General features: G+C 57.7%; 18 protein-coding genes. 9 read left to right on the top strand and 9 right to left on the bottom strand.

Features of this window, described 5'->3' with window-relative positions:
- Positions 1 to 16 precede the first annotated feature (16 nt).
- The 5 genes from AC19YQ_RS05525 to AC19YQ_RS05505 form a co-directional block, all read right to left on the bottom strand.
- Positions 17 to 1,612: an ABC transporter substrate-binding protein gene (locus tag AC19YQ_RS05525; RefSeq protein WP_500594729.1), complete on the bottom strand. Its 1,596-nt coding sequence runs from the start codon at positions 1,610 to 1,612 to the stop codon at positions 17 to 19.
- A gap of 87 nt (positions 1,613 to 1,699) precedes the next feature.
- Positions 1,700 to 3,064, bottom strand: coding sequence for an OprD family porin (locus tag AC19YQ_RS05520; protein WP_339473486.1), 1,365 nt, complete (start codon positions 3,062 to 3,064; stop codon positions 1,700 to 1,702).
- 313 nt (positions 3,065 to 3,377) lie between these two features.
- Positions 3,378 to 4,976: an ABC transporter substrate-binding protein gene (locus AC19YQ_RS05515; RefSeq protein WP_219260933.1), complete on the bottom strand. Its 1,599-nt coding sequence runs from the start codon at positions 4,974 to 4,976 to the stop codon at positions 3,378 to 3,380.
- A gap of 300 nt (positions 4,977 to 5,276) precedes the next feature.
- Entirely contained in the window at positions 5,277 to 6,902 is a 1,626-nt protein-coding gene (locus AC19YQ_RS05510) for an ABC transporter substrate-binding protein (protein ID WP_339473490.1), read from the bottom strand.
- Between the two features lie 414 nt (positions 6,903 to 7,316).
- Positions 7,317 to 8,033, bottom strand: coding sequence for an SIMPL domain-containing protein (locus tag AC19YQ_RS05505; protein ID WP_500594728.1), 717 nt, complete (start codon positions 8,031 to 8,033; stop codon positions 7,317 to 7,319).
- A 328-nt stretch (positions 8,034 to 8,361) separates the two neighbouring features.
- Here AC19YQ_RS05505 and AC19YQ_RS05500 point away from each other — a divergent pair, with 328 nt between their 5' ends.
- The 5 genes from AC19YQ_RS05500 (at position 8,362) to AC19YQ_RS05480 (ending at position 12,921) form a co-directional block, all read left to right on the top strand.
- Entirely contained in the window at positions 8,362 to 9,624 is a 1,263-nt protein-coding gene (locus AC19YQ_RS05500) for an ATP-binding protein (RefSeq protein ID WP_133078885.1), read from the top strand.
- Complete coding sequence (locus AC19YQ_RS05495; protein ID WP_019823883.1) at positions 9,617 to 10,177, top strand: response regulator transcription factor; 561 nt, start codon at positions 9,617 to 9,619, stop codon at positions 10,175 to 10,177. The genes AC19YQ_RS05500 and AC19YQ_RS05495 overlap by 8 nt, the downstream gene beginning before the upstream one ends.
- A gap of 140 nt (positions 10,178 to 10,317) precedes the next feature.
- Positions 10,318 to 12,033, top strand: coding sequence for an ABC transporter ATP-binding protein/permease (locus tag AC19YQ_RS05490; RefSeq protein ID WP_326425293.1), 1,716 nt, complete (start codon positions 10,318 to 10,320; stop codon positions 12,031 to 12,033).
- 55 nt (positions 12,034 to 12,088) lie between these two features.
- Complete coding sequence (locus AC19YQ_RS05485; RefSeq protein ID WP_133078887.1) at positions 12,089 to 12,583, top strand: hypothetical protein; 495 nt, start codon at positions 12,089 to 12,091, stop codon at positions 12,581 to 12,583.
- A 50-nt stretch (positions 12,584 to 12,633) separates the two neighbouring features.
- A complete protein-coding gene (locus AC19YQ_RS05480; RefSeq protein WP_133078888.1) occupies positions 12,634 to 12,921 on the top strand; it encodes a PA4642 family protein in 288 nt (95 codons plus the stop codon).
- A gap of 111 nt (positions 12,922 to 13,032) precedes the next feature.
- On the opposite strand, the gene mqo is transcribed toward AC19YQ_RS05480, so the two are convergent.
- Entirely contained in the window at positions 13,033 to 14,541 is a 1,509-nt protein-coding gene (gene mqo / locus AC19YQ_RS05475) for a malate dehydrogenase (quinone) (protein WP_133078889.1), read from the bottom strand.
- Between the two features lie 695 nt (positions 14,542 to 15,236).
- Positions 15,237 to 15,470, bottom strand: a complete 234-nt coding sequence (locus AC19YQ_RS05470; protein WP_339473495.1) for a hypothetical protein — start codon at positions 15,468 to 15,470, stop codon at positions 15,237 to 15,239.
- A gap of 156 nt (positions 15,471 to 15,626) precedes the next feature.
- Here AC19YQ_RS05470 and AC19YQ_RS05465 point away from each other — a divergent pair, with 156 nt between their 5' ends.
- Positions 15,627 to 16,211, top strand: a complete 585-nt coding sequence (locus tag AC19YQ_RS05465; RefSeq protein ID WP_133078891.1) for a YajG family lipoprotein — start codon at positions 15,627 to 15,629, stop codon at positions 16,209 to 16,211.
- Between the two features lie 59 nt (positions 16,212 to 16,270).
- Here the strand turns inward: AC19YQ_RS05465 and AC19YQ_RS05460 are convergent, their stop codons facing one another.
- Positions 16,271 to 16,477 (bottom strand): hypothetical protein, encoded by a 207-nt coding sequence (locus AC19YQ_RS05460; RefSeq protein ID WP_048359204.1) that lies wholly within the window; start codon positions 16,475 to 16,477, stop codon positions 16,271 to 16,273.
- 196 nt (positions 16,478 to 16,673) lie between these two features.
- A complete protein-coding gene (locus AC19YQ_RS05455) occupies positions 16,674 to 17,840 on the bottom strand; it encodes a 1-acyl-sn-glycerol-3-phosphate acyltransferase (protein ID WP_500594727.1) in 1,167 nt (388 codons plus the stop codon).
- A 104-nt stretch (positions 17,841 to 17,944) separates the two neighbouring features.
- On the opposite strand from AC19YQ_RS05455, the gene AC19YQ_RS05450 reads away from it, so the two are divergent.
- Genes AC19YQ_RS05450 through AC19YQ_RS05440 form a run of 3 tightly spaced genes read left to right on the top strand, consistent with a single transcriptional unit; the run spans position 17,945 to position 19,077 of the window.
- The gene (locus AC19YQ_RS05450) at positions 17,945 to 18,127 is read left to right on the top strand and encodes a CPXCG motif-containing cysteine-rich protein (RefSeq protein WP_133078893.1); all 183 of its coding nucleotides are present in this window, start codon (positions 17,945 to 17,947) and stop codon (positions 18,125 to 18,127) included.
- A 12-nt stretch (positions 18,128 to 18,139) separates the two neighbouring features.
- Entirely contained in the window at positions 18,140 to 18,400 is a 261-nt protein-coding gene (locus AC19YQ_RS05445) for a putative signal transducing protein (RefSeq protein ID WP_037032031.1), read from the top strand.
- Positions 18,401 to 18,450: 50 nt separating this feature from the next.
- On the top strand, positions 18,451 to 19,077 hold the full coding sequence (locus tag AC19YQ_RS05440; protein WP_500594726.1) for an SOS response-associated peptidase: 627 nt from the start codon (positions 18,451 to 18,453) through the stop codon (positions 19,075 to 19,077).
- Positions 19,078 to 19,106 lie beyond the last annotated feature (29 nt).

Here is a 19,106-nt window from a genome sequence, read left to right as displayed (position 1 = left end):
CGGGTTTTTTATTGTTCTACTTCACCTGGGTGGTGGCGAAGTTGTTGTTGGTCAGGGGGCTCAGGGTATAGCCCTCGACATTTTTGCGCATCGCAGTAAACAGCATAGGATGGGTTACGTTTATCCAGGGTTGATCCTGATTAAAAATCACCTGTGCCTGTTGATAGAGTTCTGCGCGTTGCGAGGGTTCAGTGATGCTGCGGGCCTTGGTGATCAGGGCTTCGAAATCCTCGTTGCACCAGCGTGAGTAGTTCTCGCCGTTTTTGGCGGCCTCGCAGCTGAGCAACGGGGTCAGGAAATTGTCCGGGTCGCCGTTGTCGCCGCCCCAGCCGGTCGAGACCAGATCATGTTCGCCATTTTTGGCGCGCTTGAGCATTTCGCCCCACTCGATGACCCGGATATCCAGTTTCAGACCGATCTTTGCCAGGTCGGACTGTAACAACTGCGCGCCCAGCATCGGGTTGGGATTGGTCGGTCCGCCGCCGTTACGGGTGAACAGGGTCAGCACCGTGCCCTCGGGCACGCCTGCTTCCTTGAGCAGTGCGCGAGCCTTGTCCAGGTCCCGGGGCGGGCTTTGAATAGTGGTGTTGTAGCCCAGCATGGTGGGCGGGTACGGGTTGATCGCAATCAGGGCATTGCCTTCACCGTGCACAGTGTTGAGGTAGGTTTGCTTGTCGAAGGCCATGTCGATGGCTTTGCGCACGCGCACATCGTTCAGGTACTTGTGGCTGGAGTTCATGGCGATGTAGCTGGTCATCAGGGCTGCCAGTTCATCGACCTTGAGGTTAGGGTCTTTGCGGATGTTTTTCACGTCATCGGGCTTGGGGTACAACGCGATCTGGCATTCGTTGGCCTTGAGTTTTTGCAGGCGCACGTTGTTGTCGGTGGTGATGGCGAAGATCAGGGCATCACTCGGTGGCTTGCCGCGAAAGTACTCCGGATTGGCCTTGAAGCGTACCTGGGCATCTTTGTTGTAGCGCACGAAAATAAACGGGCCGGTGCCGATGGGCTTGGTGTTCAGGTCGGCGGTTTTGCCGGACTTGAGCAACTGGTCGGCGTACTCAGCGGAATAGATGGACATAAAGGGCATTGCCACGTCGCGCAGGAACGGTGCTTCAGGGTGGTTGAGGGTAACTTTTACCGTCAGGTCGTCAATTTTCTCGACGCTTTTGAGCAGGTCCTTGAAGCCCATGCTTTCAAAGTAGGGGTAACCGACCAACGAGAGTTTGTGCCACGGGTGGTTCGGGTCCAGCTGGCGCTGAAAACTCCAGACCACGTCGTCGGCGTTGAGGGTTCGGGTCGGTTTGAAATAGTCGGTGGTGTGAAACTTGACGCCGGGGCGCAGGTGAAACGTGTATTCAAGCCCGTCCGGGCTGATGTCCCAGCGTTCGGCCAGGGCAGGTTCCACATCCGTGGTGCCGGGTGCAAAGTCGGCCAGGCGGTTGAGGATGGTTTCAGCCGACGCATCGGCGGAAACGGCGGTGGTGAATTGGACGATGTCGAACCCTTCAGGGCTGGCTTCGGTGCAGACCACCAGATTTTTGGCCGAAACACTGACTGCTGTACTCAGCAGTGCCACAGCGATGGCGGTGCGTAGCGGGAGTCTTTTCATGGCAATCATCTCCAATGGGTTGTACCTGCGTAACGACTACGGCTGATTCATGGAATCAGCCGTAGTCGTGATGTGTAAAAGGTGTGTTTACAGAATGTTGAACGGAATGGTGGTGACCACGCGGAACTCGTTGATGTTGCCGTCAGACTGGTTTTTGCTGGCGCGGTGCGTGGTGTACGTGGCACGAATCGCGGTGGCTTTGAGTGGGCCACTCTGGATTGCATAGGACGTGCCAACGCTGTACTCGTAATGGGTTTCGCCGTCCATGTTCTTCACGTCGTAGGCGGTGCCCGTGTACTTGGTGCCGTCAATGTCCCAACCGCGAGCGTGGTAGGCGTTGAACTTCAGGCCCGGAATCCCGTACTGCGCCATGTTGATGCTGTAGGCCAGTTGCAGGGACTTCTCGTTCGGGCCGTTGAAGTCCGAAAGCAGGGAGTTGGCCAGGTAAATGCCGTTGGTTTCGTGCAGGTAGTCGAAGTACTCGTCGCCGCTGACTTGCTGATACGACAGTGTCAGGGTGTGAGCCAGATGGCTCAGGCCGAAGGCCAGGCTGAAGGTGTCGTTGTTGATATTGCCCAGGGCCTTGCTGCCGGTGTCGAGGGTCTTGTAGTAGTTGAAGTTGGTGTTCAGGCCCAGGGTGGCGTTGTCGCCCATGTCGTGTACTGCACCGAAGTAGTACTGGTTCCAGAAGTCTTCAACGTGGGTGGCGTACAGCGTGGTCTTCAGGTTTTTGAGCGGCTGGTAGTTGAGGCCGGCAACGCTGGCGCGGTCAGTCTCCGCCCCGGTTGCGCCGTATTCGCTGCGAAACTTGCTCAGACTGGCTTCGGTACGCGGGGACACGCGGTCAAAGGAGCCGGCATCGAAGGACAGGTTGTTGAACTCTTCGCTGTGCAAACCCACCCCTTGAAAGCTTGAGGGCAGTGCACGGTTACCGATCACATCGATGGTCGGGCTGCTGAAGTTCTGTCGGCCTACGGTCAGCGTGGTGTTGGAGATGCGGGCGCTGAGATTGGCCAGGCCCAGCTTGCTCCACTGGCCAACGGCATCGCCATCGCTGTGGGTCAGGGTCCGGTTGTTTGGCCCGGCAATGTCCTTGGCGTCGCGGTCCAGAGCTACCGCGTTGTAAGCGGCCACTTGGGTGCTGAAACCGACGGTGCCTTCTGTGAAGCCCGAGGTGTAGTTGAGGATCGTGCCCTGTACCCAGTTGATCCGGCGCGGGGTGGATTCACGGGTGCCGTGGTTGTTGTAGCTGAAGCGATCATCGCGACGCTTGAGCTCATTGGCGTACCAGTTGCGGGTGGTGCCGCCCAGGGTCTGATCTTCGAGAAAGCCCTTGGTCTCGCTTTGAGCACTGGTGGCTTTCAATTCGGTGGGCATGAATTCATCGGCATTGGCCATCGCGGTGAGGCTGCTGATGGACAAGGCTAACAACGCGCTGCTGGTAAGTTTCATGGTTGAGGCTCCTCTTTGGTTTCTTTTTTATTGCCGGTCTTTATTTGTTCTGACTCGGCTGTTGTGAAACGTTTTAAAGCGTTGCAAACGTTTGCCTGCTACCCGATAGGCGAAGTTTCAGCGGGCCACCTGAAAAGTGGCCTGCTGATAGCGCACTGTTGTTCGCTGAAGCGACTTCTGCCTCTGTGGGAGCGGGCTTGCTCGCGATGGTCGTTACGATGACGCGTATTTACTGAGTAAATGCGGCGCTCTGAAGACCATCGCGAGCAATCCCGATCCCACCTTTGAGCAGCGTTACTGCTGTCGGGGGGAGTTAGTCCTTGAGGCTGACGCCTGAGAACGCGTTACGCCCAAAGGGACTGACCTGGAAACCTTCGACCTTGACACTAAGCGGCTGGTTGACCGTGGAGTGCGCAATGGGAGTGATCGGCACCTGTTGCTTGAGCAACTGCTGGGCCTGTTTGTAGAGCACCGTACGCTGGTCGCGATCGGTGATGACCTTGGCGTTCTTGACCAGCGTGTCGTACTCCTTGTTGCACCACATGGAGTAGTTGTTGCCGCCGATCGCGTCGCAGCTGTACAGCGTGCCGAGCCAGTTGTCCGGGTCACCGTTGTCGCCCGTCCAGCCAATCAGGCTGATGTCATGCTCGCCGTTCTTGGTGCGCTTGATGTACTCGCCCCATTCATAGCTGACGATCTTGACCTTGAGCCCGATTTTGGCCCAGTCCGACTGGAGCATTTCGGCCATGAGCTTGGCGTTCGGGTTGTAAGGGCGCTGTACGGGCATGGCCCACAGGGTGATTTCAGTGCCGTCCTTGACCCCGGCTGCCTTGAGCAGTTCTTTGGCTTTTTCGGGATTGTAGGGGGCGTCGGTGATGGTCTCATCGTAGGACCACTGCGTTGGCGGCATGGCGTTGACCGCTTTCTGGCCAGCGCCCTGGTACACGGCCTTGAGGATCTCGTCCTTGTTGACGGCCATGTCCAGTGCCTGACGCACCTCTAGCTGATCGAACGGTTTGTGCTGGACGTTGTAGGCAATGTAGCCAAGGTTGAAACCGGGCTTTTCGATGACCTGCAATTTCGGGTCGGCCTTGAGGCCGGCAACGTCGGCAGGACGCGGGTTCAGTGAGACCTGGCACTCGTTTTTACGCAGCTTTTGCATGCGCGCCGAGGCGTCGACGCTGATCGAGAAGATCAGGTTGTCGAGCTTGACCTGGCTTGGGTTCCAGTAGTCCTTGTTGGCGGCGTAACGGATGTTGGAGTCTTTTTGATAGCGCTGGAACACGTACGGGCCGGTGCCGACGGGTTTCTGGTTGATATCGCTGGGCTTGCCGGTCTTGAGCAACTGGTCGGCGTACTCGGCCGACAGGATGGCGGCGAAGCTCATGGCCAGGTTTTGAATAAAGGCGGCGTCGACCGAGTTGAGTTTCATGACCACGGTCTGCGGGTCGGTTTTTTCGACGCTGGCGATGTTCTTGTCCAGGCTCATCCCGGTGAAATACGGGAATTCGGTGGGGTAGGCCTTACGGAACGGGTGGTCGGGGTTGAGCATGCGGTTGAAAGTGAAGAGCACGTCATCGGCGTTGAAGTTGCGTGTCGGGGTGAACCACTTGGTGGTGTGGAACTTCACATCGTCGCGCAGGTGGAACGTCCAGGTCAGACCGTCTTCAGACACATCCCAGCTTTTTGCCAGGGCCGGGCCTGCGGCGGTGCCGCCTTTTTCGAATTCGGCGAGGCGGTTGTAGATGGGTTCGGCCGCGTCGTTATCGGTAGCGGTGGTGTACTGCGCGGTATCAAAGCCGGCCGGGCTGCCTTCAGAACAAAACACCAGGCTGTTGGCGGCGCTTGCGATCGGGCTGCCGGCAAGTACGCCAGCACTGAGTAATACAGATAAAACCAGAGGGTTGCCCATGGCGTTCCCTATCCTTTTTCTTGTTTTTGAGTCCTGAGCGCGGCCCTGGATAAAGGCGTGCGGTTCAGGGCGTCGATTTCATCAGCTACGGTGCTTCACCCGGCGCAATAGACTGGCGGTGTGTCGACGTTATGACGTCGATACCCCCGCAGTAAATGCGTCAGGCCTGACAACCTTGTAGGAATTGTCTTAGCGTCCTATAGCCTCTGATGTAGTCAGAAGTGGCTTTAGGCTGTAGGTGATTTCCACCGTCCTGGTAGATAAGTGAATGCGGCCTTGTAGCCGCATTCACCGGTCCTTTTATTTGCCGACGCTGACCCCGTAGAAGGAGTTCAGGCCAAACGGGCTGATCTTGAAGTCCTCTACGTTCTTGCGCATGGGTTGATACACCGTCGAGTGTGCGATGGGTGTCATCGGAACCTGGCTTTTGAGTCGTTGCTGCGCCTGTTGATACAGTTTTGTGCGCTCAGCAACATCGGTGGTGGCCTTGGCGGCCTTCACCAGCTTGTCGAACTCGGGGTCACACCACTTGGAGAAGTTGTTGCCTTCCAGTGAGTCGCAGCCAAACAGGGTGCCGAGCCAGTTGTCCGGGTCACCGTTGTCGCCGCTCCAGCCAATCAGCATCGCGCCGTTCTCACCGCCTTTGGAACGCTTGATGTACTCGCCCCATTCGTAGCTCATGATCTTGGCCTTGAGGCCGATCTTGCTCCAGTCCGACTGGAGCATTTCAGCCATCAGCTTGGCATTGGGGTTGTACGGGCGTTGAACCGGCATGGCCCACAGGGTGACTTCGGTGCCTTCCTTGATCCCTGCTTCCTTGAGCAGTTCCTTGGCTTTTACCGGGTCGAACGGTGCGTCCTTGATGCTGGTGTCATAGGACCATTGGGTCGGCGGCATGGCGCCAACGGCCAACTGGCCTGCGCCCTGATACACAGAGTCGATGATTTGCTGCTTGTTGACCGACATGTCCATTGCCTGACGGACCTTGAGCTGGGCCATCGGGTTGGGTTCGTTGCTGCCCTTGATCTTGTCCATCACGTTGTAGGCGATGTAACCCAGGTTGAAGCCTGCCTGGTGGGGCATCTTCAGGTTCGGGTCTTCGCCAAGGGCCTTGAGGTCAGCCGGACGCGGGAAGAGGGTGACCTGGCACTCGTTCTTCTTGAGCTTCTGGATGCGCACCGACGGGTCGGTGGTGATGGCGAAGATCAGGTTGTCGATCTTGACGTCTTCAGGCTTCCAGTAGTCCTTGTTGCCGGTGTAACGGATGTTCGAGTCTTTCTGGTAGCTCTTGAATACAAACGGTCCGGTGCCGATCGGCTTCTGGTTGATATCGGCAGGCTTGCCTTCCTTGAGCAGCTTGTCGGCGTACTCGGCGGACTGGATGGAAGCGAAGCTCATGGCCAGGTTCTGGATAAACGCGGCATCGACCGTATTCAGGGTGAAACGGACGGTCTTGTCATCGATCTTTTCCACCTTGGCGATGTTTTTATCCATGCCCATGTCGGTGAAATAAGGGAATTCGGTGGGGTAGGCCTTACGGAACGGCTGGTTGATGTCGAGCATGCGGTTGAAGGTGAAGAGCACGTCGTCGGCATTGAAGTCGCGGGTTGGCTTGAAGTACGGCGTGGTGTGGAACTTGACGCCATCACGCAGATGGAAGGTCCACGTCAGGTTGTCGGGCGAGACATCCCAGCTGGTTGCCAGGCCCGGCTCTACCTTGGTGCCGCCACGTTCAAACTGGCTCAGGCGGTTGAACATGGTTTCGGCCGACGCATCGAAGTCAGTACCGGTGGTGTACTGGCCCGGGTCAAAACCCGCCGGGCTGCCTTCAGAACAGAACACCAGGTTGGTCGCTGCGTGGGCGAAAGGTGCGCTTGCCAGCAGGCTCGCGCCTACTAAGAACGGAATGACCGCGTGTTTGAACATGGTGGCCTCATGATTTTTGTCATTTTTGGTTTGAGGGCGACCTTATGAGTCGACCCGGCGATACTTATGCACAGCCCATACCCATTGCAATATGTGTAAGCGGCTGAAGACTGAAAATGTGGAACGATCGTACAAGAATGTCGCTTATCTATAAGTTATGACGCATTTGATCGTTTGCGTCGGGATTTTTGACTCATTTGCTTACGTGTTTTGGAAAGTTAAAGGACCTGCACGCACTGTTTTGGTACGGCGTTGTTACTTATCTAGACTCTCGCGTTGGAAAGATGTAAGTCGGTGCTGACAGCGTCTGTAGGCTTTTGCTTTTTAATACTAGGACGGTCTGTAGGTATTTTCCTGAGGGCAAAAAAAACCCCTGAAGCTTCAAGGCTTCAGGGGTTTGTAGGACGTAAAGGCTTACTGCATCTGAACTTCAATCACGCCATCGGCGCTCATGCTGACTTCGCTGGTGCCGGCCTCGATTTCCGGCGTCGGTGCAGAGTCCATTGCCGGCGCGGCGGCTTTCATCATCATTTCGCTGCGCATGTAAGGCTGCGGGTAGCCATTGGTGTTGAGGTTCAGGTTAACGATTTTGTAGCCCTTACCGCCCAGTGCGTCGGTGGCCAGTTGAGCGCGGGCCTTGAATGCGTTGACGGCATCCTTGAGCAGCGCGTCTTCGCTGGTTTTGCGGGTGGCACTGGCGACGGTGAATTGCATGCTGCCCATTTTCAGGGTTTGCATCAGGTCCCCGGTGAGTTTGGACAGTGCGGCGAAATCGGTGCTTTCCAGTCGCAATTCGGCGCGCTCGCGCCAGCCGGTGATCTTCTGGGTTTTGTTGTCGTAAATCGGGTAGCTGTTGCGGTTGCCCTGGCGCAGGGTGACTTCCTTGACGGACTTGGCCTGGCCGATGGCCTTGTTCATCGAGGTGGTGATTTCTGCGGCCAGCTTGGCGGCATCGGTATTTTGCGCCTCGGTGTAGAGCGTCACGATCATCAAGTCGCGGGCTACTTCCTGGCTGGCCTCGGCACGCAGGGAAATCTGGTTGTAATGAATGTCGTCGGCCAGGGCTGGCAGGCTGGCAAGTGCACCGATGCTCAGGGTCAAAAGGGCCGCGGTGCGTTGAAAGTTGGACATGGAAGCTCCTTGAATGAGGACAATAATGGCTATATGACTCTAATCAGTGGCCATCAGTTCGCCCGATTACATTTTCGATACATTTGGCGGCTACTTCTTTGTCCACTGTGGGAGCGGGCTTGCTCGCGAAGCAGGCACCAGTGTCGGTCAGCCAGACCGCGTCCAAGTCATCGCGAGCAAGCCCGCTCCCACACAGTTTGCCCAGATGCAGGCCATTAGCCGCTTTTTCACAAAAAACACTGTGGCTCTTTGCCGCACTTTTGCCTGTGGGGCTGCCCGCTTGGTTATACTCTCGGCGATCCGCCTGGAGCGCTCATCAGGAGAGCTCATGCTCGCCCCCGTTCAGTTACTGTCCGCCACTCGCCAGAACCTGTGGCGTCTTACGTTTATCCGCATGTTGGTGCTGGCCGCGCAAGCGGGTTCAGTGGGCTTTGCCTATCTGTTCAATTTGCTGCCGCTGCCCTGGTTTCAGTTGAGCATCACCCTTGGATTTTCCATGCTGTTGTGTGCTTTTACCGCGATCCGGTTGCGCACAACCTGGCCGGTGACAGAGCTTGAGTACGCGCTGCAACTGGCCTGCGACCTGTTTATCCACAGCGCCTTACTGTACTTCTCCGGTGGCTCGGCCAACCCTTTTGTTTCGTACTATCTGGTACCGCTGACCATCGCTGCGGTCACGCTGCCCTGGCGCTATTCGCTGGTATTGACCGGCATTGCGCTGGCGCTCTACACGCTGTTGTTGATGCAGTTCTACCCCATAGACACCGTGCCGTTTTTCCGCGAAAAACTGCAGATTTACGGGATGTGGCTGAGTTTTGCGCTGTCTGCGGCAGTGATTACCTTCTTCGCGGCCAAGATGGGCGAAGAGCTGCGCCGTCAGGAAGAACTGCGCGCCTTGCGTCGTGAGGAAGGCCTGCGTGACCAGCAGTTGCTGGCGGTGGCAACCCAGGCTGCCGGGGCGGCTCATGAGCTGGGTACGCCGTTGTCGACCATGAGTGTGCTGCTTAAAGAGATGCGCCGCGATCACCAGGACCCTGAGTTGCAGGATGATCTGAGCGTGCTTCAGGATCAGGTCAAGCTGTGCAAGGAAACCCTGCAGCAATTGGTGCGTGCCGCCGAGGCCAATCGTCGCCTGGCGATTGAGGTCCAGGATGTCACCCAGTGGCTGGATGAGGCCTTGAACCGCTGGCACTTGATGCGCCCTGAAGCCACTTACCGCTTCCAGTGTCTGGGCCATGCACCGGTTCCGCGCCTGGCGCCGGCTCCGGATTTGACTCAGGCGCTGCTCAATCTGCTCAACAATGCAGCCGATGCCTGCCCTGAAGGGCTGGAAGTGACTGTCGACTGGGATGCAGTGGACCTGACGATCAGTATTCGTGACCACGGTCCGGGTGTACCGTTGGCCATCGCCGAGCAAATCGGCAAACCCTTTTTTACCACCAAGGGCAAAGGCTTCGGTCTGGGCCTATTCTTGAGTAAAGCCAGCGTGACCCGCGCTGGCGGCTCGGTAAAACTCTACAGTCATGAGGATGGCGGAACGCTCACTGAGCTGCGCCTGCCACGTGTCGCCCGAGGAAATGAAAATGAGTGAAGAAATTCAGGTCGAAGGCGAAGAACTGCCGCATTTGTTGTTGGTAGATGACGACGCCACCTTTACCCGTGTCATGGCTCGCGCCATGAGCCGTCGCGGTTTTCGCGTCAGCACGGCGGGTTCTGCCGAAGAAGGGCTGATCCTGGCTCAACAGGATCTGCCCGATTATGCGGCGCTGGATCTGAAAATGGACGGCGATTCGGGCCTGGTCCTGCTGCCCAAGCTGCTGGAACTCGACCCGGAGATGCGGGTGGTGATCCTCACCGGTTATTCCAGCATCGCCACCGCCGTCGAGGCGATCAAGCGCGGCGCCTGCAACTACCTGTGCAAACCTGCCGATGCCGATGACGTGCTCGCCGCCTTGCTGTCCCAGCATGCCGACCTCGAAACGCTGGTGCCGGACAACCCGATGTCGGTTGACCGCCTGCAGTGGGAACACATCCAGCGCGTGCTGGGTGAGCATGAAGGCAATATCTCGGCCACAGCCCGTGCCTTGGGCATGCATCGCCGTACCTTGCAGCGTAAATTGCAGAAGCGTCCGGTGCGACGCTGAACGGGAGCTGTAGCGTTTGCAGTGCGCCTTGCACGTAAGCGCTAACAGCTTCTAACCTGTATCAAGACGCGTCCTTGCGTCGTGGGCCGGTCGTCCTGACCGGCTTACAGGTTGCTCTTTACTCCCAACGAGCCTGAACCATGAATCAGAACGCTGAGCCTTCTGTAGTGAATGATGCTGTGCGTGGGGATTTCATACCTCGGGTCTGGGGGCTCATAACGCCCTACTGGCGCAGTGAAGAACGCCTCCGGGCGTGGTTGCTGTTGATCGCAGTGATTGCCTTGTCGCTGGTGAGCGTGGGCATCTCCGTGTGGATCAACCATTGGTACAAGGACTTCTACAACGCCCTGGAAAACAAGGACGCCACGGCATTCTGGAGCCTGATCGGCTACTTCGGGATCATTGCGGCGGCAGGCATTGTGGGCGCGGTGTACCGGCTTTACCTGACCCAGATGCTGACCATTCGCTGGCGACGCTGGCTGACCGAGCAGCATTTCGCGCGCTGGCTGGCCCATAAAAACTATTACCAGCTGGAGCAGGGCGGTTACACCGACAACCCTGACCAGCGCATCAGTGAAGACCTCAATTCGTTCACCGACAATACCCTGACCCTGGGCCTGGGCTTGATTCGAAACCTGGTCAGCCTGGTGTCGTTCTCGATCATCCTGTGGGGCGTATCGGGCAGCATCGAAGTCTTTGGCATCACCATTCCCGGCTACATGTTCTGGTGTGCGCTGTTGTACGCCGCGGTCGGCAGTTGGCTGGCCCACTTGATTGGCCGACGCCTGATTGGCTTGAGCAACCAGCAGCAGCGCTTCGAAGCAGACCTGCGCTTTTCGATGGTGCGGGTGCGCGAAAATGCCGAGAGCATTGCGCTGTACAACGGCGAGCCCAATGAGCATGAGCGGTTGAGCGCGCGCTTCAATAAGGTCTGGAAGAATTTCTGGACGCAAATGAAGGTGCAAAAACGCCTGACGTTCTTCACGGCGGGCTACTCGCAAATCGCCATCATCTTTCCGTTTGTCGTCGCGGCCCCGCGTTACTTTGCGGGCAAGATCGAGTTGGGTGGGCTGATGCAAATCAACTCGGCATTCAGCAATGTACAAGAGAACTTCAGCTGGTTTATCGATGCCTACGTCACCCTGGCGTCGTGGCGCGCCACCTGTGATCGTCTGCTGAGCTTTCGCCAGGCCATGACCGAAAACGAACAGCGTCTGCCAGCGATCGATGTGCAACACGTGGGCGAGGACTTGAAGATCAATGACCTGAGCCTGGAACTGGCCGATGGTCGCCCGCTGCTGCACAACGCCAATTTGCAGGTGCAACCGGGCGAGCGACTGATGCTCAGCGGTCGTTCCGGCAGCGGCAAAAGTACGTTGCTGCGCGCCATGGGCGAGCTTTGGCCGCAAGGGGGCGGGGCCATTCGTTTGCCCCGCGAACGGTCGCTTTTTTTGCCGCAAAAACCGTACTTGCCCATCGGCACTTTGCGTGACGCATTGAGTTATCCACAGACCGGCGATGCCTACGCCCCCGAACGTTATGAACAGGTCCTGCGTACCTGCCGTCTGGAGCAACTGATTCCCAGGCTTGATGAGGTCGATCACTGGCAACGTGTGTTGTCGGGTGGTGAACAACAACGGCTGGCCTTTGCCCGTGTGCTGCTGTTTCGACCACAGTGGCTTTATATGGATGAATCGACCTCGGCAATGGACGAGGAAGATGAGGCCATGTTGTACCAGGCCCTGATTGACCAGTTGCCGGGCTTGAGCATTCTCAGCGTGGGCCATCGCAGCAGTCTTGCGCGGTTTCATCCGCGTCATGTGCGTATTGTCGAGGGGCAGTTGATGGCGCAGTAAGTGAGGCGGGCGGGCATCATGCTAGAGTGCGGCTTCCCGCTTTCTGGAACCTGACATGAGCCTTCTATTTCGCAGCGCAGCGTTGAGCCTGCTGCTGGCCAGCCTGCCTCTGGCGGCGGCACCGGTTGCAACACCGCTGTTGCACGGGCAGTTTCTGCCTGCCGATGACTTGCAGTTACGCAGCGAAGTACCGGAGCAACAGCAATTGATGCTGGTCACCTCCTATTCGGTGGTGGTGGGGAGCCAGCGTCAATCCAATCAGCAGCCGATCCCGGTGACATCGCCTTTATTGGTGCGCCTCAAAGGCAAGCCCATGAGCCAGGGCGCGACGGTGCGTCAGGTGCTGATTTCATTTGATGGCGAAAGCAAAAGCCTGAAAAAGCCCGCGTTTGACAGTAAAACGCGAACCCTGAGCCTTTCTTATCCGCTGTCCCAATACCGCGTCGTGATTGATTTGCTGCGCAACGACACGCTCTATGTACAGTTTCTGACCTATGCCAATGGCCACATTTGGGCCGACTTGCACACCGGTAGCGTGCGCGCACGTTGAGCCTTGGGTAAACTGCGGGCCCGTGAAGTATCAGCAGGCTGGAGCCGGACATGCGTAAAGACAAGAAGCAGTTGATTGGTGATGAGATCGGCGACGAGCAGATCAAGTTGTTCCTGGATTTTGAGCCTGTGGATGCTACTTCGCCTTCGCTGCACAAACTGATCAAAGCCTATCGTGGCCTGCGTATCGATGACTTTGGGCGTTTCCTGACATTCTTCAAGGAAGCCGGTTTTGACCTGGATGGCAAAGACGAGCACGGCCAGACGTTCGTGGACATCATCAAGGATCAGCGCAACGCCGACGAATACATTGAACTGATCAACCAGGCCCGCGGCTGATCAACTCTGTGGGAGCGAGCAAGCCCGCTCCCACACAGAACAACAAAAAAGCCCCTCGGCCTGAAACAGGACGAGGGGCTTTTTTTGACGTATCACTACGCCGGTGTTGCGTTACGCGATGCTGGTGTTGGCGCTCTGTGGCTCAACCAGTTCCAGCAACTCGGAGTTGCGGGTGCTGATTTCGCGGTACAGCTCGGCGTCGGTTTCAAGGACGTTTTCCCGTGCCGGGAAGATTTCCTTGAGCTTGGTCGCCCACTCGCCAGTGGCTTTTTGCGCGAAGCAACGCTCGATCAGGTCCAGCATGATCGAAACGGTTACCGAAGCGCCCGGTGAGGCACCCAGCAGAGCGGCCAGCGAGCCGTCCTTGGCCGCAACCAGTTCGGTACCGAACTGCAACACGCCGCCTTTTTTCGGGTCTTTCTTGATGATCTGAACCCGTTGCCCGGCAATCTCAAGACGCCAGTCTTCGGCTTTGGCCTGTGGATAGAAACGACGCAGGGAGTCCAGGCGTTGCTCCATCGATTGGCGCACTTCGCTGACCAGGTACTTGGTCAGGTCCATGTTGTCGCGAGCAACGGCCAGCATTGGCCCGATATTGCCCAGACGGATCGACATCGGCAGGTCAAGGAACGAACCGTGCTTGAGGAACTTGGTGGTGAAACCGGCATAAGGTCCGAACAGCAGCGACTTCTTGCCATCCACCACACGGGTGTCCAGATGGGGTACCGACATCGGCGGCGAACCCACTGCGGCCTGGCTGTAAACCTTGGCCTGGTGCAGTTTGACCACTTCCGGGTTGTCGCAACGCAGCCACTGGCCACTGACCGGGAAGCCGCCATAGCCTTTGCTTTCTTCAATGCCCGAAGCTTGCAGCAGCGGCAAGGCCGCGCCACCAGCGCCCAGGAACACGAACTTGGCATCAACGTGGCGGGTGTTGCCGCTGTTGGTGTCCTTGATGCTCACCGTCCAGCCGCTGCCATTGCGCTTGAGGCCAGTGACCTTCTTGCTGTACTTGATCTGGGTGTCTGCCGCGCTGGCCAAATGCTTGAGCAGTTGCTTGGTCAGGGCGCCGAAGTTCACGTCAGTGCCGTGCAGTACACGGGTGGCCGAGATGTGCTGGTCCGCAGGGCGGCCCGGCATCATCAGGGGCATCCACTCGGTCATTTTGGCTTTGTCTTCGGTGTATTCCATGTCTGCAAACGCATGGTGCTTGCTCAGCACTTCAAAGCGTTTTTTCAGGAAGGACACGCCTTTTTCGCCTTCAACGTAGCTCAGGTGAGGCACCGGGCTGATGAAGGATTTGCACGAACCGAAAGTCCCTTTCTGTGCCAGATAGGCCCAGAACTGCTTCGACACTTCGAACTGGGCATTGATATGCACAGCTTTTTTGATGTCGATCGAACCATCAGCCGCTTGCGGCGTGTAGTTCAGCTCACAAAGGCCAGCGTGACCGGTGCCTGCGTTGTTCCACGGGTTGGAACTTTCCGCAGCACCTGAGTCCATCTGCTCAACAACTTCCAGCTTGAGGCCGGGGTCGAGCTCTTTGAGCAGTACGGCGAGGGTGGCACTCATGATGCCCGCTCCAACCAGTACTACGTCGACTGCTTCGTTATGCGCCATTAACGCGTCTCCAAAATCTACGGCACCAAATTGACGGCATAGCTGCCAGGTGTTCCGGGGGCGTGGTTCTGATTGGCCCCGGGTCACTCATGGCCAGGATCGCCATGTCCGATTCTTCGCAATTTCTTGCAACTTGAGCGCACGCTCCGACCGGGCCTTCGAGGTTCATATGAACGCATTTCAGTACTCGGGAGGCAATTCGACTTAAGGTCTAGAGCGTCCGTTTGTGCAACCAAATCCGTAAGCGGACAGGCTTCAGTCTTGTGCTGTGGAGCCGACTTCGGTCCTGCTTGGTGGGGCAATATCAGACGCTAATGGTGCATGTTCAGACGCAAAACTTTTCATTTGCTCGCCACACTCTTGTGAAGTTGTGAAACCCGTTTTTTTTCACGCTCTCTTGAAGACGTGAACCTCAAAAAAGGGCTGCCGCAAGCCTGGCACCGAACCCGGTGACCGAGCGTTATGGCAGCTCTGGCAGACCATGTAAAAAGTGGGGATTACGCAAAAAAATTCAAGCGCGCCAGCTTCACATGATCTGTGTGGGCGGCTCTCTGTGGGCGGTGCGGGGGAGCTAATACAAGCGCATTAGCGATGCTGCGAGGCCCGATCAGGAGACGTCCTTATAATCGGGGGGAGATTGTAGCGAAGAAACGCGGGCAATTGATCCTGTTAAATGACTTTTATTGGTGCGTTGGTCAAAGTCCCAGCAGGGGTTGCACTGCCGAACGTGGTGCGGGCGAGGCAATACGGGCGGTCGCGGGTAGTACCTGGTGCAACCAGTTGAGGCGGATTTCTTCGATTTCGACCCAGCTGTCGCCGACCGGCGGTTGTTTGCATTGCTTGAAAGCCTGGCAGCGACCCGTCGGGTCGAGGCGGGCGAAGCAGCGGTGAGGGCGATTGAGGCCGAGCAACGATAAGAACATGTTCATGGCAGCTCCTGTTGAGTCAGTCATTCAGACAATGCCCTGTTGACGTGACATCACGATGTAATGGCGATGACAGGGTGGTGACAGCAAGCGGCTAGTTAGCAGGCGCACAGCACCCTATACTGACGGCCTGTGTTACCCAGTCCTGGAGAGATGAGCATGTTGCAACGCCTGTTGTTCGGTTTGATTACTGTGACCAGTTTGACTCTGGTCGGCTGCGCCCACAGCCCGCAACAACTCAGCCCGCAACCCAAACTGACCACCCAGCTTGCGCCAGTGGGTCGTGGCCAGCCGGTAGTGGTACGTGTAGTGGACGGTCGTCCTTCGCCAACCCTGGGCACCCGTGGTGGCATGTACCCTGAGACCAGCGCGATCAGCGTCAGCAGTGCCGACGTGATTCCCAAGCTGCAAGCCCAGGCTGAAGCCGCCGTGCGTTTGCTGGGCTACACGCCGACATCCAACGCAATGAATGCCCCGACATTGACCGTGACCCTGGCCGAACTGAAGTATCAGTCGCCCAAGGACACCATGTACGTGACCGAAGCGACCATTGGCGCGACCTTCCGCTCTGACGTGAAGAACGGTGGCCGTTCTTACAGCGGTCGTTATGGCGCGTCCCTTGATCAGCGCTTCGGCATGGCGCCGAATCAGGAAACCAACACCAAGCTGGTGAGCGATGTGCTCAGTGACGCACTGACCCGTGTGTTCAAGGACCCGACCATCGGTCGTTTGCTCGGCGAGTAAGCGCTGTAAACCAAAAAGCCCGAACTCGGTGAGTTCGGGCTTTTTTGTGTTTGAAGACTTCAGGCGGCTTCGGCATACAGCTCAAGGCGGCTGACGCCGGTGAGCAGGTCCAGCTCAGGCAAATCGGCATGGGTATGGCCGCTCAGGGCGCAATAGACCAGCCAGTGGTGATCCTGAACGTTAAAGGCCAAGCCCTCGATCAGTGCCTGCTGTTCGTCGCTGGGGGCGATCAGGTAAAGGCGGTCCTGGTTTTCTGCGTGCAGCATGACAAGCTCCGTGTCGGTGTCGAGGGGCCACAGAGTGGCCTCTCTTCATGACGATACGGTGACAGCAGAATTTAACGGCCCTTTGTAGTCGCTGACGAGGGACGAGGCTGCGATGGGTTGCGCAGCAGTCCTGGCAATCTGAAGGCCCTGCGGGCCTTATCGCAGCCTCGTCCCTCGTCAGCGACTACAGAGATTTTTACAACGCCAGCCCCGCCTTGATCCGATACTGATTGCGCACCGGCATCGCATATTGCAGCACCAGGAACGGGCGATGCTCGGCCGGGCAGGCCTCCAGGCGGCGCTGCCACTCCTGCTGGGCCTTGGCCAGCTCTTCGGCACCGAAGACCTCGGCAGCCGTCGGCACTTGCAACTCGGGCTCGGCATCAGCCCACTGCGCATACGCCAGGTAGTGCGCCGGGAACAGGCGGTAACCGCTGAGGATATGGCGATCCATTTCTGCGGCCAGCAGTTTGCTGTCCTCGAACAACTCGGTAATGGGGGCGGCAAAGTTCACGTGTACGCGTCCTTTGTAGCCCGTAATGCCGTTGGCGATACTGGTGTCGTCTTCGCCCGGGGCCTTGCTGTAAGTGCCCGTGGTGGCGCGGATATACAGCTCGCGAGCCTTGGCCTGATCACAGGGGTCGTATTCGTAGCTGATCGATACCGGGGTCAGATTCAGTGACTGAATGACCTCGGCAAACGGCTCGTTTTTACGGCTCATGTGGAACATCTTCAGGATCGCCGAGTCGGTACGGTCATCACCGTCCTTGGCCCGGCCTTCAGCCTGGGCGATCCAGATCGACTGGCAGTCGTTGCGGATCGAGTGGTTGATGTAGGCCGACAACAGCTGATAAGCCGCCAGCTTTTCACGGCGTCCGGTGATCGAGCGGTGAACGATGAAGCTCTTGTTCAGGCGCATCAAATCGCTGACAAAAGGCTTTTGCAGCAGGTTGTCACCAATGGCGATCCGCGGCGTTGGCAGGCCCGCGTGATAAACCGCGTAGTTGACGAACGCCGGGTCCATCACGATATCGCGGTGGTTGGCCAAAAACAGATAGGCGCTGCCAGCCTTCAACTGCTCGACGCCGGTATAGGTCACGCCGTCAGTGGCATGTTCGATGGTGCGGTCGACGTAAACCTCGACCTTGTCCTGCAAAGTGGCGACCGAAGTCACGCTGGCGAACTCTTTGCGCAGGCGATGAGCTATAAGTGGTTTTAACAGCCAGCCGAAAGCGCCTGCCAGGCGCGGGAAGCGAAAGTGGGTCAGGATATCTAGAAACGCCTTGTCGCTGAGCAGCCGGGCCAGCACTGCTGGGACTTCGGCGTCGTCGTAAGGTCGGATGGTATCGAATTCGCCCATCATGCTCTCTTGTTGGAAACGGCTAGGGTTGGTACGCAGGGCAGGGCACAAAAATAGCCCTGCTAATAGACAGGCGATTATACGCACAAGTCACTCAGGAGACCGCGATGCTTGAAACTGAGCACTATGAATGCCCCTATTGTGGCGAGCAGGCAGAAGCTGTGCTCGACCTTTCCGGTGGCGATCAGAGCTACATTGAAGATTGCCCGGTGTGCTGTCGGCCGATTCTTTTCCATCTTCAGACCGATGGCCATGAGTGGATGCTTGATGTGCACACCGAGAATGAGTAGCGAGTGACGATCATGCAGCGCATCTACGAGCCCGAAAACCTGATGGAAGCCGAGCTGTTGCTGGGCATGCTTGCCAGTGAAGGGGTGGAGGCGCGGCTTGAGGGACGCGACCTGATCGGTGCCACCGGCGAGCTGCCCGTGTTCGGCCTGCTCGGTTTGGCGGTTGCCAATGATCGCGCGCAATACGCGCGGGAGTTGATCGATGCGTACAATGCCGCGTCACCGGTGGCGGGCGATGAGCCCGAGAGTTTCCCCGATGTGCTGGACTGCTGAAGCTGGCGACGTTATTTCACTGATCTATAGATGAAGAGTTGTGCTGCCCCATGTGTGGACGTTTTGCCCTGTTTCGTTGGAACCCTGCGTTTGCAGCCTTGCCCGGTTTTCCGGAGGATCAGCAGGCCCAGTGGAATATTTCACCCAATGATTCGGTATTGATCCTGCGTGCAGGTGCGGAGCCTGGCCAGCGCGAACTGGCACGGGCCCGCTGGGGCCTGACCCCGGCCTGGCTGACCGACCTGTCGCGCACTCCTGCCCATGCCCGGGCTGAAACCGTGGCCGAGCAGCCGATGTTTCGCGATGCCTTGCGCCAGCGGCGCTGCCTGATCCCGGCCAACGGTTTTTACGAATGGCGCGGCACCACCCGCAAACGTCCTTACTGGCTGACTCCGGGAGAGGGTGCTTCGCTGTTTTTTGCCGGTATCTGGGAGGCTTACCCGGTTGAGGGGCATGTGTGGCTGAGTACGGCGGTGATTACCCAGGCCGCGGCCAGCCAGCGCCGTCCATTGATTCTCGATGAGGCGGGCCAGCAGGCCTGGCTTGACCCTGAAACTCCTCTTCATGTGCTGCAGGCGCTGCTGGCCAGCCCGCAGACGCCGCTGCGCGAACGACCATTGGCCAATCTGGTCAATGATCCAAAGCTCAATGCGCCCGAGTGCCTGACGCCGGGTTGAGATACGATGCGCACCCTCTTTATGGAGAT

This window comes from Pseudomonas sp. MF06569 (assembly GCF_059862735.1).
Note: the sequence above shows the minus strand (reverse complement) of the source record. Positions and strands in the feature narration are given on the sequence as shown.